This is a genomic window from Marinobacter sp. (genome assembly GCF_014859525.1).
Lineage (GTDB): Bacteria > Pseudomonadota > Gammaproteobacteria > Pseudomonadales > Oleiphilaceae > Marinobacter.
The window spans coordinates 1-17,707 of the sequence record NZ_JACUUB010000055.1 but is presented as its reverse complement, the minus strand read 5'-3'; the positions used below and the strand labels follow the sequence as shown (position 1 = coordinate 17,707).

15 protein-coding genes are annotated in these 17,707 nt (G+C 57.6%); 5 read left to right on the top strand and 10 right to left on the bottom strand.

Annotated elements, in window-relative coordinates:
* Positions 1-304: 304 nt before the first annotated feature.
* Together IBX51_RS11220 and IBX51_RS11215 are read right to left on the bottom strand one after the other, a co-directional pair.
* On the bottom strand, positions 305-1,150 hold the full coding sequence (locus IBX51_RS11220; RefSeq protein ID WP_291831329.1) for an inositol monophosphatase family protein: 846 nt from the start codon (positions 1,148-1,150) through the stop codon (positions 305-307).
* A 50-nt stretch (positions 1,151-1,200) separates the two neighbouring features.
* Positions 1,201-2,496, bottom strand: coding sequence for an aminotransferase class I/II-fold pyridoxal phosphate-dependent enzyme (locus tag IBX51_RS11215; protein ID WP_291831328.1), 1,296 nt, complete (start codon positions 2,494-2,496; stop codon positions 1,201-1,203).
* 228 nt (positions 2,497-2,724) lie between these two features.
* Between IBX51_RS11215 and IBX51_RS11210 the strand changes: the two genes are divergently transcribed.
* Complete coding sequence (locus IBX51_RS11210) at positions 2,725-3,384, top strand: response regulator transcription factor (protein ID WP_291831327.1); 660 nt, start codon at positions 2,725-2,727, stop codon at positions 3,382-3,384.
* On the opposite strand, the gene IBX51_RS11205 is transcribed toward IBX51_RS11210, so the two are convergent.
* From IBX51_RS11205 to IBX51_RS11180, 6 genes are all read right to left on the bottom strand, one after another.
* Complete coding sequence (locus IBX51_RS11205; protein WP_291831326.1) at positions 3,353-4,705, bottom strand: HAMP domain-containing sensor histidine kinase; 1,353 nt, start codon at positions 4,703-4,705, stop codon at positions 3,353-3,355. The genes IBX51_RS11210 and IBX51_RS11205 overlap by 32 nt on opposite strands.
* A gap of 71 nt (positions 4,706-4,776) precedes the next feature.
* Positions 4,777-5,859, bottom strand: coding sequence for a lipase secretion chaperone (locus IBX51_RS11200; protein WP_291831325.1), 1,083 nt, complete (start codon positions 5,857-5,859; stop codon positions 4,777-4,779).
* Positions 5,860-5,866: 7 nt separating this feature from the next.
* The gene (locus tag IBX51_RS11195; protein WP_291831323.1) at positions 5,867-6,793 is read right to left on the bottom strand and encodes an alpha/beta fold hydrolase; all 927 of its coding nucleotides are present in this window, start codon (positions 6,791-6,793) and stop codon (positions 5,867-5,869) included.
* A gap of 140 nt (positions 6,794-6,933) precedes the next feature.
* Complete coding sequence (locus IBX51_RS11190) at positions 6,934-7,245, bottom strand: DUF3301 domain-containing protein (protein ID WP_291831322.1); 312 nt, start codon at positions 7,243-7,245, stop codon at positions 6,934-6,936.
* Between the two features lie 149 nt (positions 7,246-7,394).
* Positions 7,395-10,490, bottom strand: coding sequence for an efflux RND transporter permease subunit (locus IBX51_RS11185; RefSeq protein WP_291831321.1), 3,096 nt, complete (start codon positions 10,488-10,490; stop codon positions 7,395-7,397).
* On the bottom strand, positions 10,490-11,587 hold the full coding sequence (locus tag IBX51_RS11180) for an efflux RND transporter periplasmic adaptor subunit (protein ID WP_291831320.1): 1,098 nt from the start codon (positions 11,585-11,587) through the stop codon (positions 10,490-10,492). Before IBX51_RS11180 ends, IBX51_RS11185 begins: the two co-directional genes overlap by 1 nt.
* Positions 11,588-11,912: 325 nt before the next feature.
* Here IBX51_RS11180 and IBX51_RS11175 point away from each other — a divergent pair, with 325 nt between their 5' ends.
* Positions 11,913-12,413, top strand: coding sequence for a DnaJ domain-containing protein (locus IBX51_RS11175; protein WP_291831319.1), 501 nt, complete (start codon positions 11,913-11,915; stop codon positions 12,411-12,413).
* Here IBX51_RS11175 and IBX51_RS11170 read toward each other — a convergent pair whose 3' ends face one another.
* Positions 12,414-13,202: a secretin N-terminal domain-containing protein gene (locus IBX51_RS11170; RefSeq protein ID WP_291831318.1), complete on the bottom strand. Its 789-nt coding sequence runs from the start codon at positions 13,200-13,202 to the stop codon at positions 12,414-12,416.
* Between the two features lie 364 nt (positions 13,203-13,566).
* Between IBX51_RS11170 and IBX51_RS11165 the strand changes: the two genes are divergently transcribed.
* Entirely contained in the window at positions 13,567-14,619 is a 1,053-nt protein-coding gene (locus IBX51_RS11165) for a 3-deoxy-7-phosphoheptulonate synthase (protein WP_291831317.1), read from the top strand.
* Here the strand turns inward: IBX51_RS11165 and IBX51_RS11160 are convergent.
* Entirely contained in the window at positions 14,564-15,235 is a 672-nt protein-coding gene (locus tag IBX51_RS11160) for a LysE family transporter (RefSeq protein WP_291831315.1), read from the bottom strand. The genes IBX51_RS11165 and IBX51_RS11160 overlap by 56 nt on opposite strands.
* Positions 15,236-15,387: 152 nt before the next feature.
* Here IBX51_RS11160 and IBX51_RS11155 point away from each other — a divergent pair, with 152 nt between their 5' ends.
* The gene (locus tag IBX51_RS11155; protein WP_291831314.1) at positions 15,388-16,827 is read left to right on the top strand and encodes a dihydrolipoyl dehydrogenase; all 1,440 of its coding nucleotides are present in this window, start codon (positions 15,388-15,390) and stop codon (positions 16,825-16,827) included.
* Positions 16,828-17,096: 269 nt separating this feature from the next.
* Complete coding sequence (locus IBX51_RS11150; RefSeq protein WP_291831313.1) at positions 17,097-17,570, top strand: Dps family protein; 474 nt, start codon at positions 17,097-17,099, stop codon at positions 17,568-17,570.
* Positions 17,571-17,707 lie beyond the last annotated feature (137 nt).

Below are 17,707 nucleotides of genomic sequence, written 5' to 3'. Positions count from 1 at the left end.
ACTCTAAGCACAGCTGGAATTAAATTCACAACTTTTTTCACCGGTGAACGCTGATCGGACATAACAGCGTGTTCTTTGAGCGCAGCATGTTGTTGTGAGCGATTCCTGAGAAGTCAGAAAGGCAATGGCTGGGCGACCTTTCCCGAAATTTCGAAGGCCAGGGATGGCCTGAGAGAAGCGCACACGGACGTGCTCGTAGCGGTTTGGGGAAAGGTCGCCCAGCCGTTGACCCGCCACCAAACCTCGAAGGCTAGGCGCACCCAAACGCCAAAACCGGCAGGCTAGGATAAACGAGCGCCCAACTTCAAATGCTGGGTGCCGAGCCCAGGTCGTACCCTGAAGCCGAGCGGAGAATTGCCCGAACCGGCTCCCACACGGCCGGTGCCGAAATCAGGATGTCGCGGCCCCAGAGGTCGGCCGGGTAGCCGGCTGGCACTTCGCCGAAATGGCCGACGGTGGCGCCGGCTTCCCAGGCGATCAGGCGCGCAGCGGCGAAATCCCAGGGGCTGACGTTCTCGTAGTAGATATCCAGTCGGCCGCAGGCCACCCAGCAGATGTCCAGTGCCGCGGAGCCGATGCGGCGCAGGTCGCGGCATTGATGAATCATAGCATCCAGCCGGCTCACCAGCGGTTGCAGATTATCCTTGGTGTACGGAAAGCCGGTGGCGAACAGGGACTGCCGGGGGTCTGTGGCACCGCTGTGCTGAATGGGAGTGCCGTTCAGGGTGGCGCCTTCGCCCTTGGTGGCCCGGAAGGTTTCGCCCGGGAAGGGCGCGTGTACCACGCCCACCTGCACCTGCCCCTTTTCGGCGTACGCGATGGACACCGCTACCTGGGGATGACCATAGGCGTAGTTGACCGTACCGTCGATGGGGTCGATGATCCACAGCGGGGTATCCAGCGACTCTGCCTGGGACAGGTCCGGCATGGTTTCTTCAGACAGAATGCGGTGATTCGGAAAACGTGCCCGGATGGCACCGGTGATGAATTCATCGGCCATCACATCGGCGTGGGTGACCAGCTCGGTCTGGTGCTTGTAGTCGGTGCGCAGGGTGTTCTGGTCGCGCTCGTGGCGAATCAGCTCGCCGGCCTCTTTGGCCAGGGCTTCGGCAAAGTCGGTGATTTCTTTCAGCGAAACAGAGTCAGACATGACACCCCCGGTTGTTTAATGCGTTAGGGTGTCAGTCTAACACGGTGTGGTTACAGGCTCTGTAGCCACGCCTCTATCTTGTCCATCGCCACCACCAGGCGCGGGCAGGCCTGCTTGACGAAGTCTTCTTCCAATGGCTGATCAGCATAGTCACCGCCAGCCAGTGCCAGGGCCTGGGTGCCGTCAAAGTCGACAAAGGCGAGGCGTGCGCCCATGTGGTCCGGCACAAAGCCGAAGTCACTTGAGGGCAGAATGGCCACACCGGTGTCTTCCAGCAGGGCGGTGCAGAACGCCTGGGAGGTCTTGATGTCTTTGCGGGCAAGCTGGTTCTGGACGCCGGAAAAATCCGGGAACAGGTAGAACGCGCCTTCGGGCTTTTGCACCACCGCCCCCATGTCGCTCAAACGACGATACATGTACTCACCCACCACCTTGAGTACCCGGCGGGACTGAGTCAGATACTCGTCGATGTCTTCACCACCATTGAAGGCGGTGATAGCCGCATGCTGAATCGGCGCGGCGGTGGAGGTGAAGGTTTCACTGGCAATGATCGCCATGGCGTCTTGCAAGGGGCGCAGTTCCGGCGGGAAGATAAAGGTACCCAGGCGCCAGCCGCCGGCACCCAGCCATTTGCTCATGCCGGTGCTGATGATGGTGCCTTCCGGATAGTAGCGGGCAATGGACTTGTGCCGGCCCTCAAAGTGAACCTCTCCGTAGATCTCATCAGACAACAGAATGATCTTGTATTTACGGGCCACGTTGGCGATGGCCAGCAGTTGGTCATCGGTATAAGTGCAGCCGGTCGGGTTAGACGGGTAATTGAGAATGAGGATGCGCGGACGTGAGGGATCGTCCCGACAGACGATGTCCAGCTCTTCTGCAGTCAGCTGCCAGTTGTTTTCGGCGTGGGTCGGCAGCCAGTGTACCGAGCGGCCGATGATGCGGGCCTGAGGCGCGTAAGACACCCAGCTTGGGCGCGGGATCAGCAGGTCGCCGTAATAAGCCAGCTGCAAAAGGAACAGCAGTTCTTTGGAGCCCGGGCCAATGAGCACGTCTTCCCAGCTGCAGCGCATGCGTTCGTTGCGATTGATGTAGCCGGCAATGGCTTCGCGCAGGTCTTTCAGGCCTTTGACCGGCAGGTAGTCCTTCTCGTGCGCATGTTCTTTCAGCGCGTCGACCACCCGCTCGGGTACCGGGAACGGTGACTGGCCCAGGCCCAGTTTAATGATGTCCTTGCCTTCGGCCCGCAGCTGGTTGCTCAGCTCATTGATGCGAAGGGTGGCGGAGGGCTGAATGCCCCGCACATTCAGGTTGATCGCGTAGCGGTGGTCGTTTTTGATGTCCATTGTCCCAGTCTGTTGTTGGGTGGCGATACCGGCAGTATAGGTAACCAAGCCAGACTTGTAATACGGGTGCGGATAGGCAATTGCCGAAGCTCGCAGGCTGATGGATTTTTGGCGCAATCATCAGTTTTTTTTGTCAGAAAATGTTAAGCAGGCCTCTGAGTGGCTGGTCTGGCTGATATATATTGACGTATCCGCAAGCACAAAAATAAACAGCGCGGGAGTTTGATCATGATTGCGACAACGGTTGAACCGGGCGTTTTATCTGCGGCCTCGCCTGCCGGCGAGTCTTTTAAGCAGGTCTTGCTGGTGGACGATCATGCCCTGTTTGCGCAGGGTCTTGCAGGGCTCATTCAGCAAGAGGGGCTGGCCGAGTCCGTTGTCATCGTACCATCAGTGGAAGCTGCGACCGATAGTCTGTTACATCGCCAGGACTTTGATCTGGTGCTGCTGGATCTGGCGTTGAATGGTGAGGTGGGGTTGTCGTTGTTTGCCAGGCTGTCAGGCCAAGACGCGCTGCCGCCGGTGGTGATTATTTCCAGCAGTGATGATGAATGCACGGTTCGCGCCGCCCGTGCGGCCGGGGCCAAAGGTTTTCTGGCCAAGTCTGCCAGCCGCGCTGCTCTGATTCGAATGATGCGAACCATTCTTCAGGGGCGGGGGTACTTCCCCGGTGGTGTGGCTCCACTGAATACCGACATTCCGTTAACGCCGAGGCAGCTGGAGGTGCTGTCACTGCTGGCTCAGGGCTTCCCCAATAAACGCATTTGTCAGAGCCTCGACCTGACCGAACACACCGTCAAAACCCACCTCAAAGCGATCTTCACACAGCTTGCCGTGCACAACCGAACCGAATGCGTTAACAAGGCCCGGCGTCTGGGCTGGCTTTAGCCGGCAGTTCGACCCAGAACACACAACCTTGCTCTGGTTCTGAATCCACGCCACAGCGGCCGTGCATCAGGCTGGTCAACTCCCGAACGATGGTCAGTCCAAGCCCCAATCCCGGAGGAGGGTTTTGGCTGTGGCCGCGCACATAAGGCTGAAAAAGCTGATCGTTGAGTTCCGTTGGCAAGCCCCGGCCATTGTCTTCAACCGACAATCTCAGATAGCTGCCAGCACTCTCAACCGCTATGCAGATGGTATCGCAACCGCTATGTTCGGCAGCATTGGTGATCAGGTTTTGCAATATTCGCTGCAGCAGGCTGGGATCGGCCAGAACAGCCTGACTGGCGTCGCATTCCGTGAAGTTCAGGCGAATGCCCCGGCTGGCGAGAATGCTCGCCATCCTATCGTGGATATCTTGCAGGATGTTCTGCAAATGCACCGGCTGGATCTCCGGCTGAATCATGCCCTCATTCAGGCGGGCGCTGTCGAACACCGTTTCAAGCAATCGGCGAAGTTGGAAAACGGTGTCTTTAAGTTGAACAACCACCGTCTTTTGACGGTCATCAGCATGCTCAGGCCTGAACGTTTCCAGGGTCATGTCGATGGCGTTCAGTGGCTGGCGCAAATCGTGACTGGCCGCAGTGATCAGCTGGGTTTTGCGTCGGCTCTCATCTGCGGCTGACTGGTGCATCAGGTTCAGTAGCTGACGGTCCAGAAAATGAGCCCGATGGCGGTACTCGCTGATCCAGGCTCCAACCATACCGATGACGTTGGCGGTCATCAGAAAGAACCCATTGGTCATGGTGTTTGTCATGGGTGTACCCGCTGACCATTCGGCCACAAGATAAGCGCCAACCAGAAGAGCGGACGCCAGTGACGCCGACAGGAACGGCAGGCCCATGGCAAAGTACCCAAACATCAGAATCAGGATCATCCCTTCGTAAGGCAGGGGATAAGCCTGTTGCCGGGCTACCAGAATGATGGCAATAACACTGAGTCCGCCACCAAGGTAAGCCAGGGTATAGAGTTTCTCGAACGCCTGATCCGAAGGGCTGGTTCGATAGGCAAGCCAGAGCGTGATGGCAATGATCGGGCAGGAGACGGTTAGCCTTATGGTGGCGGTGATTCGGGCCAGTTCCGGCGGCAATGTCAGCGCGTCGACCGCAGCGTAAACCAGGAATATCAGCAACCCGGCTAAGGAGACCAGCCGTGCCCGTTGCCGGATCATGGCTGAGCGCGATAGTCGGTAGGGGCCTTCCAGTGGCGGAGCAAAACGCAGAGAGGCAAAACCAAGGGCTTGCTGGTGTCTGATCTGGTCGGCCTTCATGTCGGGTTCCGGCAGTAATAGTCACCCGATTGTAATGCGCTGCGGTACCCGAGAGCCACAGCGCATTACCATCAGCTTTGATCCAGCAGCTTCAGGCGTGCCCAGGTCTGTTCCTGCTCGTCAGGAAAGTGTTGTTGCAGTAGTTCTTCACGATGCTGTTGCCGTTCCGCATCGACCAGGCCTGCAGTTGTGGTGCTTTGCAGCGCCTGGTCGAAACTCTGGAAGCGTTGGTCGAAGGCTTCGCGTTGCTGCAGGTAGTTCACGACACCGGCAACACTCTCCTGGTCCAGGCCAAGGTCTGACAGCTTTTGGCCAGCGGCCTCAGGCGAGGATGCTGTCTCAACCGCCAGTACTCGTTCCTGATGCTCAAGGGTGCTGTCTTGCAGGCGTTGCTCGGTCTGTCTTAATGCCTCGGGCAGCTGATTCCGATGCCAGTCCATCAAGGCCTGTTTGCCGCTGTCGGTAAGGTCTGAGCGTTGCTGAACCGCCAGAGTCGCCAAAGTGTATTCGCTGTAGGCTTCTTCCATGCCGAAGAATGCCTGCCTTGCCTCGGGCTCAAACGTCTCTCGCCTCAAACCCTTCAGCTGCGCCAACGCATTTCCCAGCGCGGCAAGCTGGTAGGCCGGGTCGAATTGCCGGCTCGGGTCGAGTTCGGTTTGCATAACCGTCAGCGATGCCTGCTTGTAGGCAAGGTATTGGTCGAGCAGTGCGAGGGCGTCATGGGCGGCGCTCTCTGGCAGGTGCTGCAGCGCCATTTGCTGAATCTGGCCAATGGCGGTCTCGGGTGAGACTTCGCCTACGGTGTTAAGGAAATAATCGAAAAAATCCCGGACCTCCAGGCTCAGAATCAGGCGTCCGCTGGCGTCAGCCTGTAATGCGCCGTCAATGTCGGTGCCTTCGAGTGAAGAAGCAAACGGAGTGTTGCCAAGTGAGGATGGAGTGCGGTGTTCAGGCACCGGCTGGGTCATTTGTTGCGATGGTGGTATCACTGACGTTTCGGTGATGCTTGTGGGTGCGGAGCTCGGAGGGGCCGTGACCTGCTCAGCCATCTTTGGTGGCGCACTGAGGCCCCACCAAAGACCACCGCCAGCCACCAGGGCCAGCAGTGCTCCGGGAACCAGCCACCGACCTGTTGCGATGGTTCTTCTGGTCATAATTGCCTTACAAGCCTCGATTCTTCAAACGGTTGGCATGGCTGCGATACAAGCTGACCGGGTTGGTCCAGAGTGAGCGAGCTCCGAGCAGGTGGTTGATCGCATCAACGTGGTTCATGTCGTAGTGCGTGCCGATTACGTTACCCATCATGCTAGAGCACACACCCACCAGGCCGTCGCTCGGCTCTCTGCCAAAGGCGAGTGAGGTCACGGCCAGGAACGGGTCGGTAATATCGAACACGTTGGTCAAGATGCCCCGGCCGGTCCAGGAGAAGAATTTGATCTTGTTGCCGTTGATCCAGACATCTTCGTCTGTGCCGGCGCAGGCGTTGCGATTGACGCCTTTCCAGCCAAGTGCGTTGTTCAGGTTGGTGGTTCCGGGCGTGGTCAGAGTTTCCAGAGCGGCAAGACCGTCTTGTGAGTTATTAGAGCCTGACAGCGCATTGATCAGACCACCGAGGGCGTTGGCGATGGTATCCGCGCCGCCTTCAACATAGCTGCCCGGGGGGAGGATGCCCCGAACCACGTCTGCGACTTTCGAGCCTTTGTTGACACCGTTGATAGAGGTTACAGAGGCAATGCGATGAGGGATGAGTGCCGCAGTGACCCGAGATGTGGGTGCGCCCTGGCTGTGTCCCATCAGGTTGACTTTGGCATGGCCGAGGCCGTTCACATAGTTGGCCAGCTGTTGGCCGCGCTGCTCGCTGCTGTTCACAAACGAGACGCTGGCGGTGTAAACCCTGGCGCCGCTGCGTTCGAGGTTCCAGGGGATGGTGTGGAAATAATTGACCAGACCACCAATGGTGTTAAAACCGGTAACACCATGTACCAACACGATCGGATGTTGGGTCTGAGTATAACTGGCGTGGCTCATCATTGAGAAAACCAGCATGAGGGCCGTGGCCATCAGCCTGAAAGGCATGGCGTAACGCATAGGTGACTCCTGTTGTTTTTGTTTGGTTGTCGTAATGCAGCACAGAGTATTGCGGACCAGGGTGGGCGGCTGTAATCACCCATTTGGGTGAGGCTGGGTCAAAGTGGGTTAAGCTGGCACAAAGCGTGGTCAGTCAGAGTTCAGAATCGGTGGGGTTCCAGCTCCATCTGCAGGATGTTGCGGCCGAGCATGATAATCCGCCCGGTGTAACGTTCTTCACCCGTGGTGGTGAAGTCAAACAGGAAGCGGCGCCATACCCGGAGTTTGCCGTGCTGGTCGCGTTTGAACCAGAGCCCGCGCAGATACACAGCATCATCGAGCAGCAGCACGTCCATAGTCTTGCAGTAGCGTTGTGTTGCCTGCAAAACAAAATCCTTGATGTCTTTGGCTCGCCACCAGTACCAGACGGTAAAGCCGGCAACGAAGAGCCAGAAAAGGGTTCCGAGAGTCAAGGTGCTGACGATCCTGGTGATTGCGTTAATGAAACCGGTTAACTCAACCGATGGATCGTCAGACTACCTTATTGTGCCGGTTCGGGAAATTGCTGTTTGCCAGAGATCGAATTCACCAAAACCCAACGGATGAACCTGTCGCGCCGCTGTCAGTGGCTTCCGGCATTTACCTTGTCCTTGCCGCTGAGTTCACCTTTCGCGTTTTCGTCTTCCGTAGAACCCTGGTGATCACGGCCCAGCAGGATGTAGAACGCAGGTAGCACGAACACGGTGAACAAAGTGCCAATGCCAAGGCCGGCACTGATGGTCAGGCCGATAGCAAAGCGGCTTTGTGCGCCAGGGCCGGCGGCGAGCAACAGCGGTACCATGGCGAAAATCAATGCCAGAGAGGTCATGATGATCGGACGTAGCCGGATAGCTGCGGCTTCGATCACGGCGTTTTCCTTGCTCAGTCCTTTCTCTTTCTGCAGCAGGTTAGCGAATTCCACAATCAATATGCCGTTCTTCGATACCACACCAATCAAGGTGATCAGCCCCACCTGGGTGTAGATGTTCATCGAGGCAAAACCCAGCACGATGAATGCCATGGCGCCAGCCACTGACATAGGCACAGAGACCAGAATGATGAATGGATCGCGCCAGCTTTCAAACTGCGCCGCCAGCACCAGATAGATCACCAGCAAAGACAGGAAGAAGGTCACCATCAGTGCGCTGCCTTGAGTGGCCAACTGGCGAGACTCGCCGGTATAGTCAAAGCTGAAGCCCTGAGGGAACACCTCCGCTGCGCTCTGCTCTATGAAGTCCATGGCGGTGCCCGCGGCGACGCCCGGCATGACCACGCCTTGAAGTGTCAGGGAGTTCAGCTGGTTGAACTGGGTCCGGTTGGATGGTTCTACTTCTTCACTGAAACTGACCATGCTGGACAGCGGCACCAGCTGACCGTTGCCGGCCCGGATGTAGTAATCGTCCAGAGCCTCCCTGCTGGCGCGGAAGTCGTTGCCCACCTGAGGGATGACCTGGTAGGAGCGCCCTTCCATGTTAAACCGGTTGATGTAGCCGCCGCTGAGCATGCTGGCCAGTGACTGGCCCACATCGCGCATGGACAGGCCCAGGTCTGCCACCCGGTCGCGATCGACGTTGATGCGGGTAACCGGTTTGTCGAAGTTGATGGATTTTTGCAGGAACATGAAGTTGCCGCTCTGCATGGCTTTACCCAGCAGGTCATCTGCGACTTCGTCCAGCTGCTCGTAACTGGCACCGGTGGTGATCACGAACTGGAAGGGTAGTCCGCCACCAGAGCCGGGTAGCGCCGGCAGGGGGAAGACTGCCGTCTGCAAACCGGTCACCTTCTTGAGCTCTGCATCCAGTTGGGGTTGCACCTCAAACTGGCTGATCTCACGTTCGCTCCAGGGTGCCAGTTTGAAGCCGCCGAACACGGCGTTCGGGCTGGTGACGCCCAGAATCATGAAGTCCTCGTTGTAGCCAGGCACCTCCGACATACGCTGCTGTACTTCCTGGCCGTGATCGAACAGATAGTCGAGCGTTGACGTTTCCGGGCCCAGGCCCTGATAGAACAGGATGCCCTGATCCTCAGTCGGTGCCAGTTCGTTCTGGCTCATCATCACCATGAAGTAGATCGACCCCAGAACCACCACTGCGAAAAACACCACCACAGATTTGGTTTGCATCAAAGAGCTGAGCGCCCGTGTGTAGCTATTGGCCAGGCCGTTGAAGGTCTTTTCCACCAATACTTCAAAACGGCCGGGATTGCCGTGAGGTTTGAGTACCTTGCCCGACAGCATCGGTGACAGCGTCAGCGCCACGATCCCGGAGATCACGACGGTGCCGGCCAGCGTGAAGGCAAATTCAGTGAACAGAGAGCCGACCAGCCCGCCCATAAAGCCGATGGGCGCGTAAACCGCCACCAGCGTTGTGGTCATGGCGATGATGGGTGTGGCCATTTCGCGGGCACCGTTCAGAGCGGCTTCAAATCGGGATTCACCCTGTTCGATGTGCCGGTGTACGTTCTCTACCATGATGATGGCATCGTCCACTACCAACCCGATGGCGAGGACCATTGCAAGAAGCGTCAGCAAGTTCAGTGAAAAACCGAACATCAGCATGATGAAAGCACCGCCAATCAGCGACAGTGGGACGGCCACCGAGGGCACGATGGCTGCCCGGATGGAGCCCAGGGACAAGAACACCACCACCAGCACAATCAGCATGGCTTCAAGCAGGGTGGCAATAACTTCGTTGATCGAGTCTTCGATAAAGTCCGAGGCGTCGTACGCCAGGCGCACGTCCAGCCCGCTGGGCAACTGACTTTCGATATCGGGCAACTCATCTTTGACCAGCCCGGCCACGGTCAGCGGGTTGGCGCCGGGGGCCAGTTCAATGGCGACGTAGGTGGCAGGTTCGCCTTTATAAAGGGCCAGTTGATCGTAGGTCTGTGAGCCGAGCTCCACTTCGGCAATGTCCCGCAAACGAATCAGTGTTCCGTTGGCCTGCTTGACCACCAGGTTACGAAAAGCCTCGGGATCGGCAATGTCTGTGTCGCTGGTCAGGCTGATTTCGGTGTACTGGTCACGGGTGCTGCCCACGGCGGCCTGATAGTTGTTTGCGCGCAGTTTGTCTGCCACTTCCACCGGCGTCAGGTCGACGGCCGCCAGCCGTTCCGGGTCGAGCCATACCCTGAGGGCAAACGTGCGGCCCAGCAACTGCGCTTTGCCTACGCCCGCCAGGGCCTGCAGTTTTGGCTGCACGACGCGCGTCAGGTAATCAGTGATTTGGGGCACTTCCAGATCGGTGCTGAAGAACGCAATGTACATCAGGGCGTTGTCGTCCCCGGTGCTGGAGGTGATCACCGGGTCTTGTGCGTCTTCCGGCAGTACGTTGCGTTGACTGGCGACTTTAGCCTGGATCTCGGCAAGTGCCGCGTTGGCATCGTAGTTCAGGACCATCTTGGCTTCTATCGTTGACACACCCTGGGAGCTGGTGGATGTCAGATAGTCGATGCCACTGGCTTCAGCAATGGCCTGCTGCAGTGGTGTCGTAATAAAGCCTTTAATCAGGTCTGAGCTGGCCCCGGGGAAGGCGGTGGTTACCGTCACCGTGGTGCTCTCCAGTTTCGGATACTGCCGAACTTCCATTTCCATGGCTGCTCTGGCGCCGAGCAGAAGGATCAGCAGGCTGACCACCGTAGCCAATACTGGCCGATGAACAAAAATGTCAGTGAAGCGCATTACTCAGACGCCTCCTGCTCAGGCTCGTCCTGTATCTCTACCCGCTCACCGGCACGCAGCCGCAGCAGTCCCTTGGCAACCACCGTTTCTCCGGCCTCAAGGCCAGACAGAATCGCAGCGCGCTGATTACGTACTTCGCCGGTGGAAACGCTTCGGCGATTCACGATCAGTTGGCCCTCGTCGTTTTCTTCGACCACGAACACGAAGTTGCCATAAGTGTTATAGGAAATGGCGGTTCTGGGTAAGGTTACTACTTCGTTGTCCCTCGGCTGTCCGGTCAGAATGCTGGCAAACATACCCGGGCGCAGTTTGCTGTCTTCGTTGTCCAGGGTAGCCCGGATGCGAACCGTGCGGGTTTCCGGGTTGACCGACGTGTTGATGGCGCTGACTTCGCCCTTGAACTGGCGATCGGGAGCCGCCGCGACGGTGACGGTAACCGGATAGCCCCGATCCACATTGGGCAGGTACTTCTCCGACAGGGTGTAGTCCACGTAGATCGGGTGCAGCATATTGATCTCTACGATCGGAGTGCCGGTGGCGATGTACTCACCCTGGTCCACCATGCGAATGCCCAGGTTGCCGTCAAACGGCGCACGAATCACCTTCTTGCTGAGCTGGGCCTCGGCCTCATTGACCCGGGCTCGGGCGGCATCGTAGTTGGCCTTGGATTCATCGTACTGGGATTGCGATACGGCTCGTTTTGGCAGCAGATCTGAGATCCGCTTGAATTCCTGTTCGGCCAGCTGGGCTTCTGCACGCCGGGTGCGCAGGGCCGCCTGGTCGATGGCAGCATCCAGGCGAATCAGGATATCGCCCTTTTGAACTGCGTCTCCGGATTCAAAATCGATACTCTCAATAACGCCCGGCACCTCATTCGCCACCTCAATGCCGTTGATGGCGGTGACACTGCCGACGGCTTTGATACTGGGCTGCCAGTTTTCTGTGGTGGCTTCGGTCACTGAAATGATGGCCGGTGGCTGGGGTTGAGAGAACATCTCCTGCATCTGGCCAAATTCGTAAAATTTATAGCCGAAGATGCCGCCTAAAACGACACCCAGAAAAACGATGACGATGACAAAACGGGATGCGGTGCGCATAAATGATTTCCTGGGGCTAGGGTTCCTGATACTGATACAGTCGCTGTGATGGGCAGGCTGACAGCTGTCCTTGCGAATCAGAAGATGGCAATTGTGGAGACATTCACCGGCAGAATGTCGATTTACCAACAACAAATAGGATGCTACAAAAAGAGCTTGCGTTTGTCATTAGTTTGCCGCCGAAACACGGTATATCTAATGCCTTTAACACTACGGGTGGGTGGCCAATTCAGATCTTGGTGGTTGCCTGAATAATCCCGGGTTTCTCGAAAAAAATACAAGCCTGTTATTCTCACATGATTAAAGGAAAGGATGGGGAGTAGGAATGCAGCTGATTCTCGGTCTGGCGCTGGCCGCCGCCGTGTTTGTGATCCTGAAAAAGTGGGGCGCGTTGTCGCCGGCGCGCCAGAAAGCCGCGGTCTGGAAAATGGTGTTGGTGGTTGGTGGTGCCTTGCTGTTGTTTATGGTGCTGACCGGGCGGGTGCACGTTTTGACCGCGGCGGTTGCTGCGGTTATTCCGCTGTTGCGCAGGTTGCCAGCGTTGTTGAAGTTTGCCCCTATGCTTCGGCGGGCCATGGGCGACAAAGCCGCGCCTGGTGGCAGAGAGCAGGCGCAGGCAGGTGACAGCGCCGTCGCCCGCACCGCCATGACCGAACAGGAAGCCTGCGACATTCTGGGAGTGCAGCCCGGATGTACACGGGAAGAAGTGACAGCGGCCCATCGCCGATTGATGCTCAAGGTTCATCCAGACCGGGGCGGTAATGATTATCTGGCAGCCAAACTCAACGAGGCTCGTGAACTCCTGCTGGGTAAAGGCCGCACCTGATCAGGGCAGAATATCGACTCTCACATCCACCGACAGGTTTTCAGAGCGGTTGCCGGTTACCCGATAGGTAATGCCATCCTGGCGCTGGCTGTTTGAGGTACGAGTGCCGCCGAGTGACACCCACTGCCCGGGTTCGACTCGGCGAATCGTCATCAGGGCCTCTGTTTCGTAACCAGGCATAGCTGCCGGATCTTCTTCAAAAGACACAATGTTCAGCTCAACGGCCTGGTCGGAGATAGCCTGCGGAGTAACCACAAAGCCGCTGCGGGTCTCCACCTGCTCCAAAATCACCGCTGGATTGCGCCCACCTTGCAACGCGATGGGCAGGGTGCGCACAGTGCCGGAGGTAATGTGAGCAGACTGACCATCCTGAACCACCAGTTGCCGTTCGGTGCTGGACTGAGTGCTGATGGTGCGGCGCTCAATATTGGCACCGGCCCGGTCGCCCGATAGTGTTACGCCTCCCCCGGATTGTTTGCCACCGATATCCTGACGGTAGCGCACGCTGATGCGCATCTGCACCGGGGGAACGTCAATCGATTGAATCAGCATGCCGATCTCATCGAGCATGTCTGGCTGCCCACGCACGACGATTTGCTGGCCACGCGCGCTGACAGACACCGGAGCCTGCTGATACAGCTCCTTGATCTGGCTGGCGACATCGGCTGAGGCGCGGTTATTGAGCTGATACACGCGGGACTCCGGCTGAGCAAAGGCAGGGGTTGAAGGCAATGCCAACAGCGCGGTTAACAGGGCGATCAGTAACGGGAGTGTTGGGCGTCGTGTCATCTGGGCCTCCGGAGCCGCGTCTTTTGGACCCGCAAAAATAATCCGGATTGCGGGTTGCCAATCTGAAAACCACGGGGTTATAGTGAAAAGCATGAAGACCACACACGCAGCCTGTCAATTGAATGTTCTGCAAGCTTTCGGTGAACAACTGAAGGCCGCAGGCTCTGCGGTGTATTTTTGGTGGTTTGGTTATGGCTTTTATTTTAGCCAGAGCCCGGGCCGCCCGTAAGATCTTCATCGACCGAACATAGCGAGGAAGGCAGCCCGGCAAGCAACCCAGGCTGCCACCGGACTCCAAAAAGCCCCGACTGGTAGCCCAGCCGGGGCTTTTTTGATTCTGACACAGGGAAACGAGAACACAGATATGAACATGCCGCTGAAATCCGAAACGCTGGGCGAGCAAATCGCAAGCGCCTGCCAGCATCGCCAGGAAACCACGCTGCCCACTGCCGCTGAGCTGCGCGAGCAATTTCCTGCCGATGGCCATCTGGTCCGGGCCATTGCCGGTTACCGTGACCAGATCCGGAATGTGTTGCACGGACACGACGACCGTACCCTGATTGTCATGGGCCCGTGTTCGATCCACGATGAGCAGGCTGCGCTGGATTACGCCACTCGATTGAAAAAACTCGCGGATGACGTCAGTGGTCAATTCCTGATTGTGATGCGTGCCTACCTGGAAAAACCCCGAACCACGGTCGGCTGGAAAGGTCTGCTGTACGATCCGGAACGCACCGGACAGGGTGATCTCAAGCTTGGGCTTGAGCGTTCTCGCAAACTGTTGCTGGCACTTTCCGAATTAGGCCTGCCACTGGCAACTGAAGCATTGAGCCCGTTCATGATGGATTACCTGGGTGACCTGGTGAGCTGGACCGCCATCGGTGCCCGCACCACCGAATCCCAGATCCACCGGGAAATGGTTAGCGGCCTGCCCATGCCTACCGGTTTCAAGAACGGCACCGATGGTGGCATTACCGTTGCCAGCCATGCCATGAAGTCTGCCTCGCACCCGCATCATCACATGGGTATTTCCCATAACGGCGCACCGGTGATGATCTCCACCGCCGGTAACCCGGACACCCATCTGGTGCTTCGCGGTGGCCGGGGCGTGACCAACTACGATGAACTGAGCATCGCGAAGGCGGTTGCAGAACTGGAGAGCGCCGGTCTGTCCACGGCGGTGATGGTAGACTGCAGCCACGACAACGCCTGTAAACAGGCGGAACGGCAAATGGACATCGCCCGGGACGTGATGGCCCAGAAGCACAACGGCAACCGGCACATCAAGGGCCTGATGCTGGAGAGCTTCCTGGAATTCGGCCGGCAGGACGACGGCGAGAGCCTGGTTTACGGTTGTTCGATTACTGATCCATGCCTGAGCTGGGCACAGACGGAGGCTCTGATCCGATCACTGTAGACAGCAACAGTTGCCCGGCCAGAAGCACCAGGATGCCCCCCATGGCCCTGTCGAGCCAGTGTCCGAAACGGTTGAAACCCCGGCGGACACGGGGGTGGGTAAAGAATATCGCGACCAGGGCAAACCACAGGCCGGTGGCGAAAGCCATATAAAGCCCATAGCCCGCCTGCAGCAGCACCGGGGTACCGGGGTTGATGATGACCGAGAACAGAGATACGAAAAACAGCGTGGCCTTGGGGTTCAGGACATTGGTCAGAAAGCCGAGCCGGAACGCCGCCCAACCGGTTTGCCCGCGGCTACCTTTGGCCTCTACATGAAGGCCGCCGGGTTTGGCGCGCAGGCAATGCCAGGCAATCCACAACAGGTACAGGGCACCCACCACCTTCAGCACGGTGAACAGAACCACCGACTGCTGAATAATGAAACCAATGCCCAGCAATGAATAACCCACGTGCAGCAAGATACCGATGCCAATGCCGGCTGCGCTCAGCAAGGCATTACGCCGGGACTGGGTAAGCGCCTGGCGCAGCACGATAGCGAAATCCGGGCCGGGGCTTGCCACCGCAAGTAAATGAACCAACGCCACGGTCATAAATTCCAGCCAGTAATTCTGCACCTGAGATCTCCGGATAGTGTGATTGCCAGGCTGGCGCGTTGAATGCAAACCCCAAGTTTAAGGGGATTTTTTGCCGGTTTCACCTGTCAGGTAATGATAAGGTTTCTATACTTTCAGTTGAACTGCCGAATTCTAGCTTACCGGGAGGCTAAATGAACAAGCGTGACGTGGATGTGGCGATTATTGGTGCCGGCACCGCCGGCATGGTGGCGTATCAGCGGGTTCGTAAAGCCACCGACAACGTGGTGTTGATCGAGGGTGAGCAATACGGCACCACCTGCGCTCGGGTCGGTTGCATGCCCAGCAAACTGCTGATTGCCGCCGCCGAGCGGGCCCACGAGATGCGAACCGCCGGTGAATTTGGGGTGCTGGCGGGCGATGTGCGCGTCGATGGGTGCCTGGTGATGGAGCGGGTGCGCACAGAGCGGGACAACTTTGTGACGCCGGTGGTTCGCTCTGTGGAAAAACTGCCGGAAGAACACCGGCTGATGGGGCATGCCCGTTTTGTCGACAGTCACAGGTTGGTGGTGGGCGACCATACAGAAGTGCATGCCGATCGGATCATTATCGCCACCGGTTCCCGATCGAATGTGCCGGGCATGCTGAAAGAAGCCAAAGATCGCCTGATCGTGAACGACGATGTCTTTGACTGGCAAGACCTTCCCGATTCCGTGGCGGTGTTTGGCCCTGGTGTTATCGGTCTGGAACTGGGCCAGGCGCTGAGCCGATTGGGCGTGCGGGTTCGACTGTTTGGTGTCAGTGGAGGCATCGGCGGTCTGCAGGACGAGAAGATCCGAGACTGTGCCATCAGGATCTTCGCAGAGGAACTGACACTGAGCCTGACGGCTGAGACTCGTCGGGTTGAACGCACCGACGATGGCGTACGGATCACCTGGCTGGAGGATGGCAAAGAACACGAGGAAACCTTTGACTACCTGCTCGCGGCCACCGGTCGTCGTCCTAACGTGGATAATATGGATATTCAGAACGCCGGGATTGAGCTGGATGACCGGGGTATGCCGGAGTTTGACCCCTACACCCTGCGCTGCGGTGACAGTCATATTTTCATTGCAGGTGATGTGAACAATCACAGGCCTTTACTGCACGAGGCCGCAGACGAAGGCCGCATTGCCGGCGATAACGCCGCCGCCTGGCCAGAGGTGCGCACCGGGTTGCGCAAGACACCGCTGGCGGTGGTGTTCTCTGACCCCCAGATTGCCTCGATAGGGCTGACCATTCATCAGGTGGACGAGAAATGCCAGGGCTGCTTTGCCACAGGCGAGGTGAGTTTCGAGAATCAGGGTCGCAGTAAAGTCATCGGCAAAAACCGCGGGTTGCTCCGGGTGTATGGTGAACATGGCAGCGGTCTGTTTATGGGGGCAGAAATGCTCGGGCCGGCGGCGGAACACCTGGCTCACCTGTTGGCCTGGTGCGCCCAGAAGCGGATGACGGTGAGTGAAATGCTGGACATGCCTTTCTATCACCCGGTGATCGAGGAAGGGTTGAGGACGGCCTTGAAGGACCTGAACAGAAATCTCAGGCTGGGGCCAGAGCCCGTCCAAGGCTGCATGGACTGCGGGCCCGGGGTATGAATCGGCCCGCTTCGTTGATAGCCGGCTCTACCATAGCGATCAGACTACCGATGAAGATGTCGCCGGTCAGCTAATACGCCACAGAGCAAGCCACGTCAAAGTGAGTCATCGCAACGGTGTTCAAGCTTTGATAGAAGCGTTCTATGACTTTTTGGGATTCGATATAATCTCATGCTATCGAAGGCATTGAACAACTAAACTTCTGCTATTCATGCTTACTCGTTACCGTAGTAACAGAATCAACCCAAACGCGAATCAGGAGGTTCAACATGGGTAAGAATTTCATTGGTCTCGACACCGAGAAAACCCGGAAGCTGGCGGATTCACTTAACGAACTGCTGGCCAACTACCAGATCTTTTACATGAACGTGCGCGGTTACCACTGGAACATCAAGGGTGATAACTTTTTTGAACTGCACGCCAAATTCGAAGAGCTGTACGACGACCTGCTGTTGAAGATCGACGAGATTGCCGAACGGGTACTGACCCTGGGCCACCGCCCGTCCCACGCCTACAGCACCTACATCGAAACGTCTGACGTGCCGGAGCGTAAAGACGTTGCCGACGGTAAAGAAGCCGTTGGCAACATCGTGGAGAGCTTTGGTAAGCTGATTGCCAAACAGCGTGACCTGCTGAGCCTGGCAGGAGAAGCCGACGACGAAGGCACCGCCGCACTGATGAGTGACTACATCGCGCAGCAGGAAAAAACCGTGTGGATGTACCGGAGCTACCTGGGGCAGTAATCCTTCGCCCGAGTTTGCTCTGAGCCTGTGGCGGTGCAATGCCGCCACAGGCTGTTCACACAACTGTCACCGCTCTGCCTTATTTCCTTCCCGATTCTGTCACAGCCATGACATAGGTTTCTTTGCTACCGAGTTAG

Excerpts from the sequence above, each read along its gene's own strand:
- IBX51_RS11205 (WP_291831326.1), bottom strand. The coding sequence starts at position 4,705 with ATGAAGGCCGACCAGATCAGACACCAGCAAGCCCTTGGTTTTGCCTCT.
- IBX51_RS11170 (WP_291831318.1), bottom strand. The coding sequence starts at position 13,202 with ATGACACGACGCCCAACACTCCCGTTACTGATCGCCCTGTTAACCGCG.
- IBX51_RS11215 (WP_291831328.1), bottom strand. The coding sequence starts at position 2,496 with ATGGACATCAAAAACGACCACCGCTACGCGATCAACCTGAATGTGCGG.
- IBX51_RS11210 (WP_291831327.1), top strand. The coding sequence starts at position 2,725 with ATGATTGCGACAACGGTTGAACCGGGCGTTTTATCTGCGGCCTCGCCT.
- IBX51_RS11185 (WP_291831321.1), bottom strand. The coding sequence starts at position 10,490 with ATGCGCTTCACTGACATTTTTGTTCATCGGCCAGTATTGGCTACGGTG.
- IBX51_RS11180 (WP_291831320.1), bottom strand. The coding sequence starts at position 11,587 with ATGCGCACCGCATCCCGTTTTGTCATCGTCATCGTTTTTCTGGGTGTC.
- IBX51_RS11200 (WP_291831325.1), bottom strand. The coding sequence starts at position 5,859 with ATGACCAGAAGAACCATCGCAACAGGTCGGTGGCTGGTTCCCGGAGCA.
- IBX51_RS11175 (WP_291831319.1), top strand. The coding sequence starts at position 11,913 with ATGCAGCTGATTCTCGGTCTGGCGCTGGCCGCCGCCGTGTTTGTGATC.
- IBX51_RS11195 (WP_291831323.1), bottom strand. The coding sequence starts at position 6,793 with ATGCGTTACGCCATGCCTTTCAGGCTGATGGCCACGGCCCTCATGCTG.
- IBX51_RS11220 (WP_291831329.1), bottom strand. The coding sequence starts at position 1,150 with ATGTCTGACTCTGTTTCGCTGAAAGAAATCACCGACTTTGCCGAAGCC.
- IBX51_RS11155 (WP_291831314.1), top strand. The coding sequence starts at position 15,388 with ATGAACAAGCGTGACGTGGATGTGGCGATTATTGGTGCCGGCACCGCC.
- IBX51_RS11165 (WP_291831317.1), top strand. The coding sequence starts at position 13,567 with ATGAACATGCCGCTGAAATCCGAAACGCTGGGCGAGCAAATCGCAAGC.
- IBX51_RS11150 (WP_291831313.1), top strand. The coding sequence starts at position 17,097 with ATGGGTAAGAATTTCATTGGTCTCGACACCGAGAAAACCCGGAAGCTG.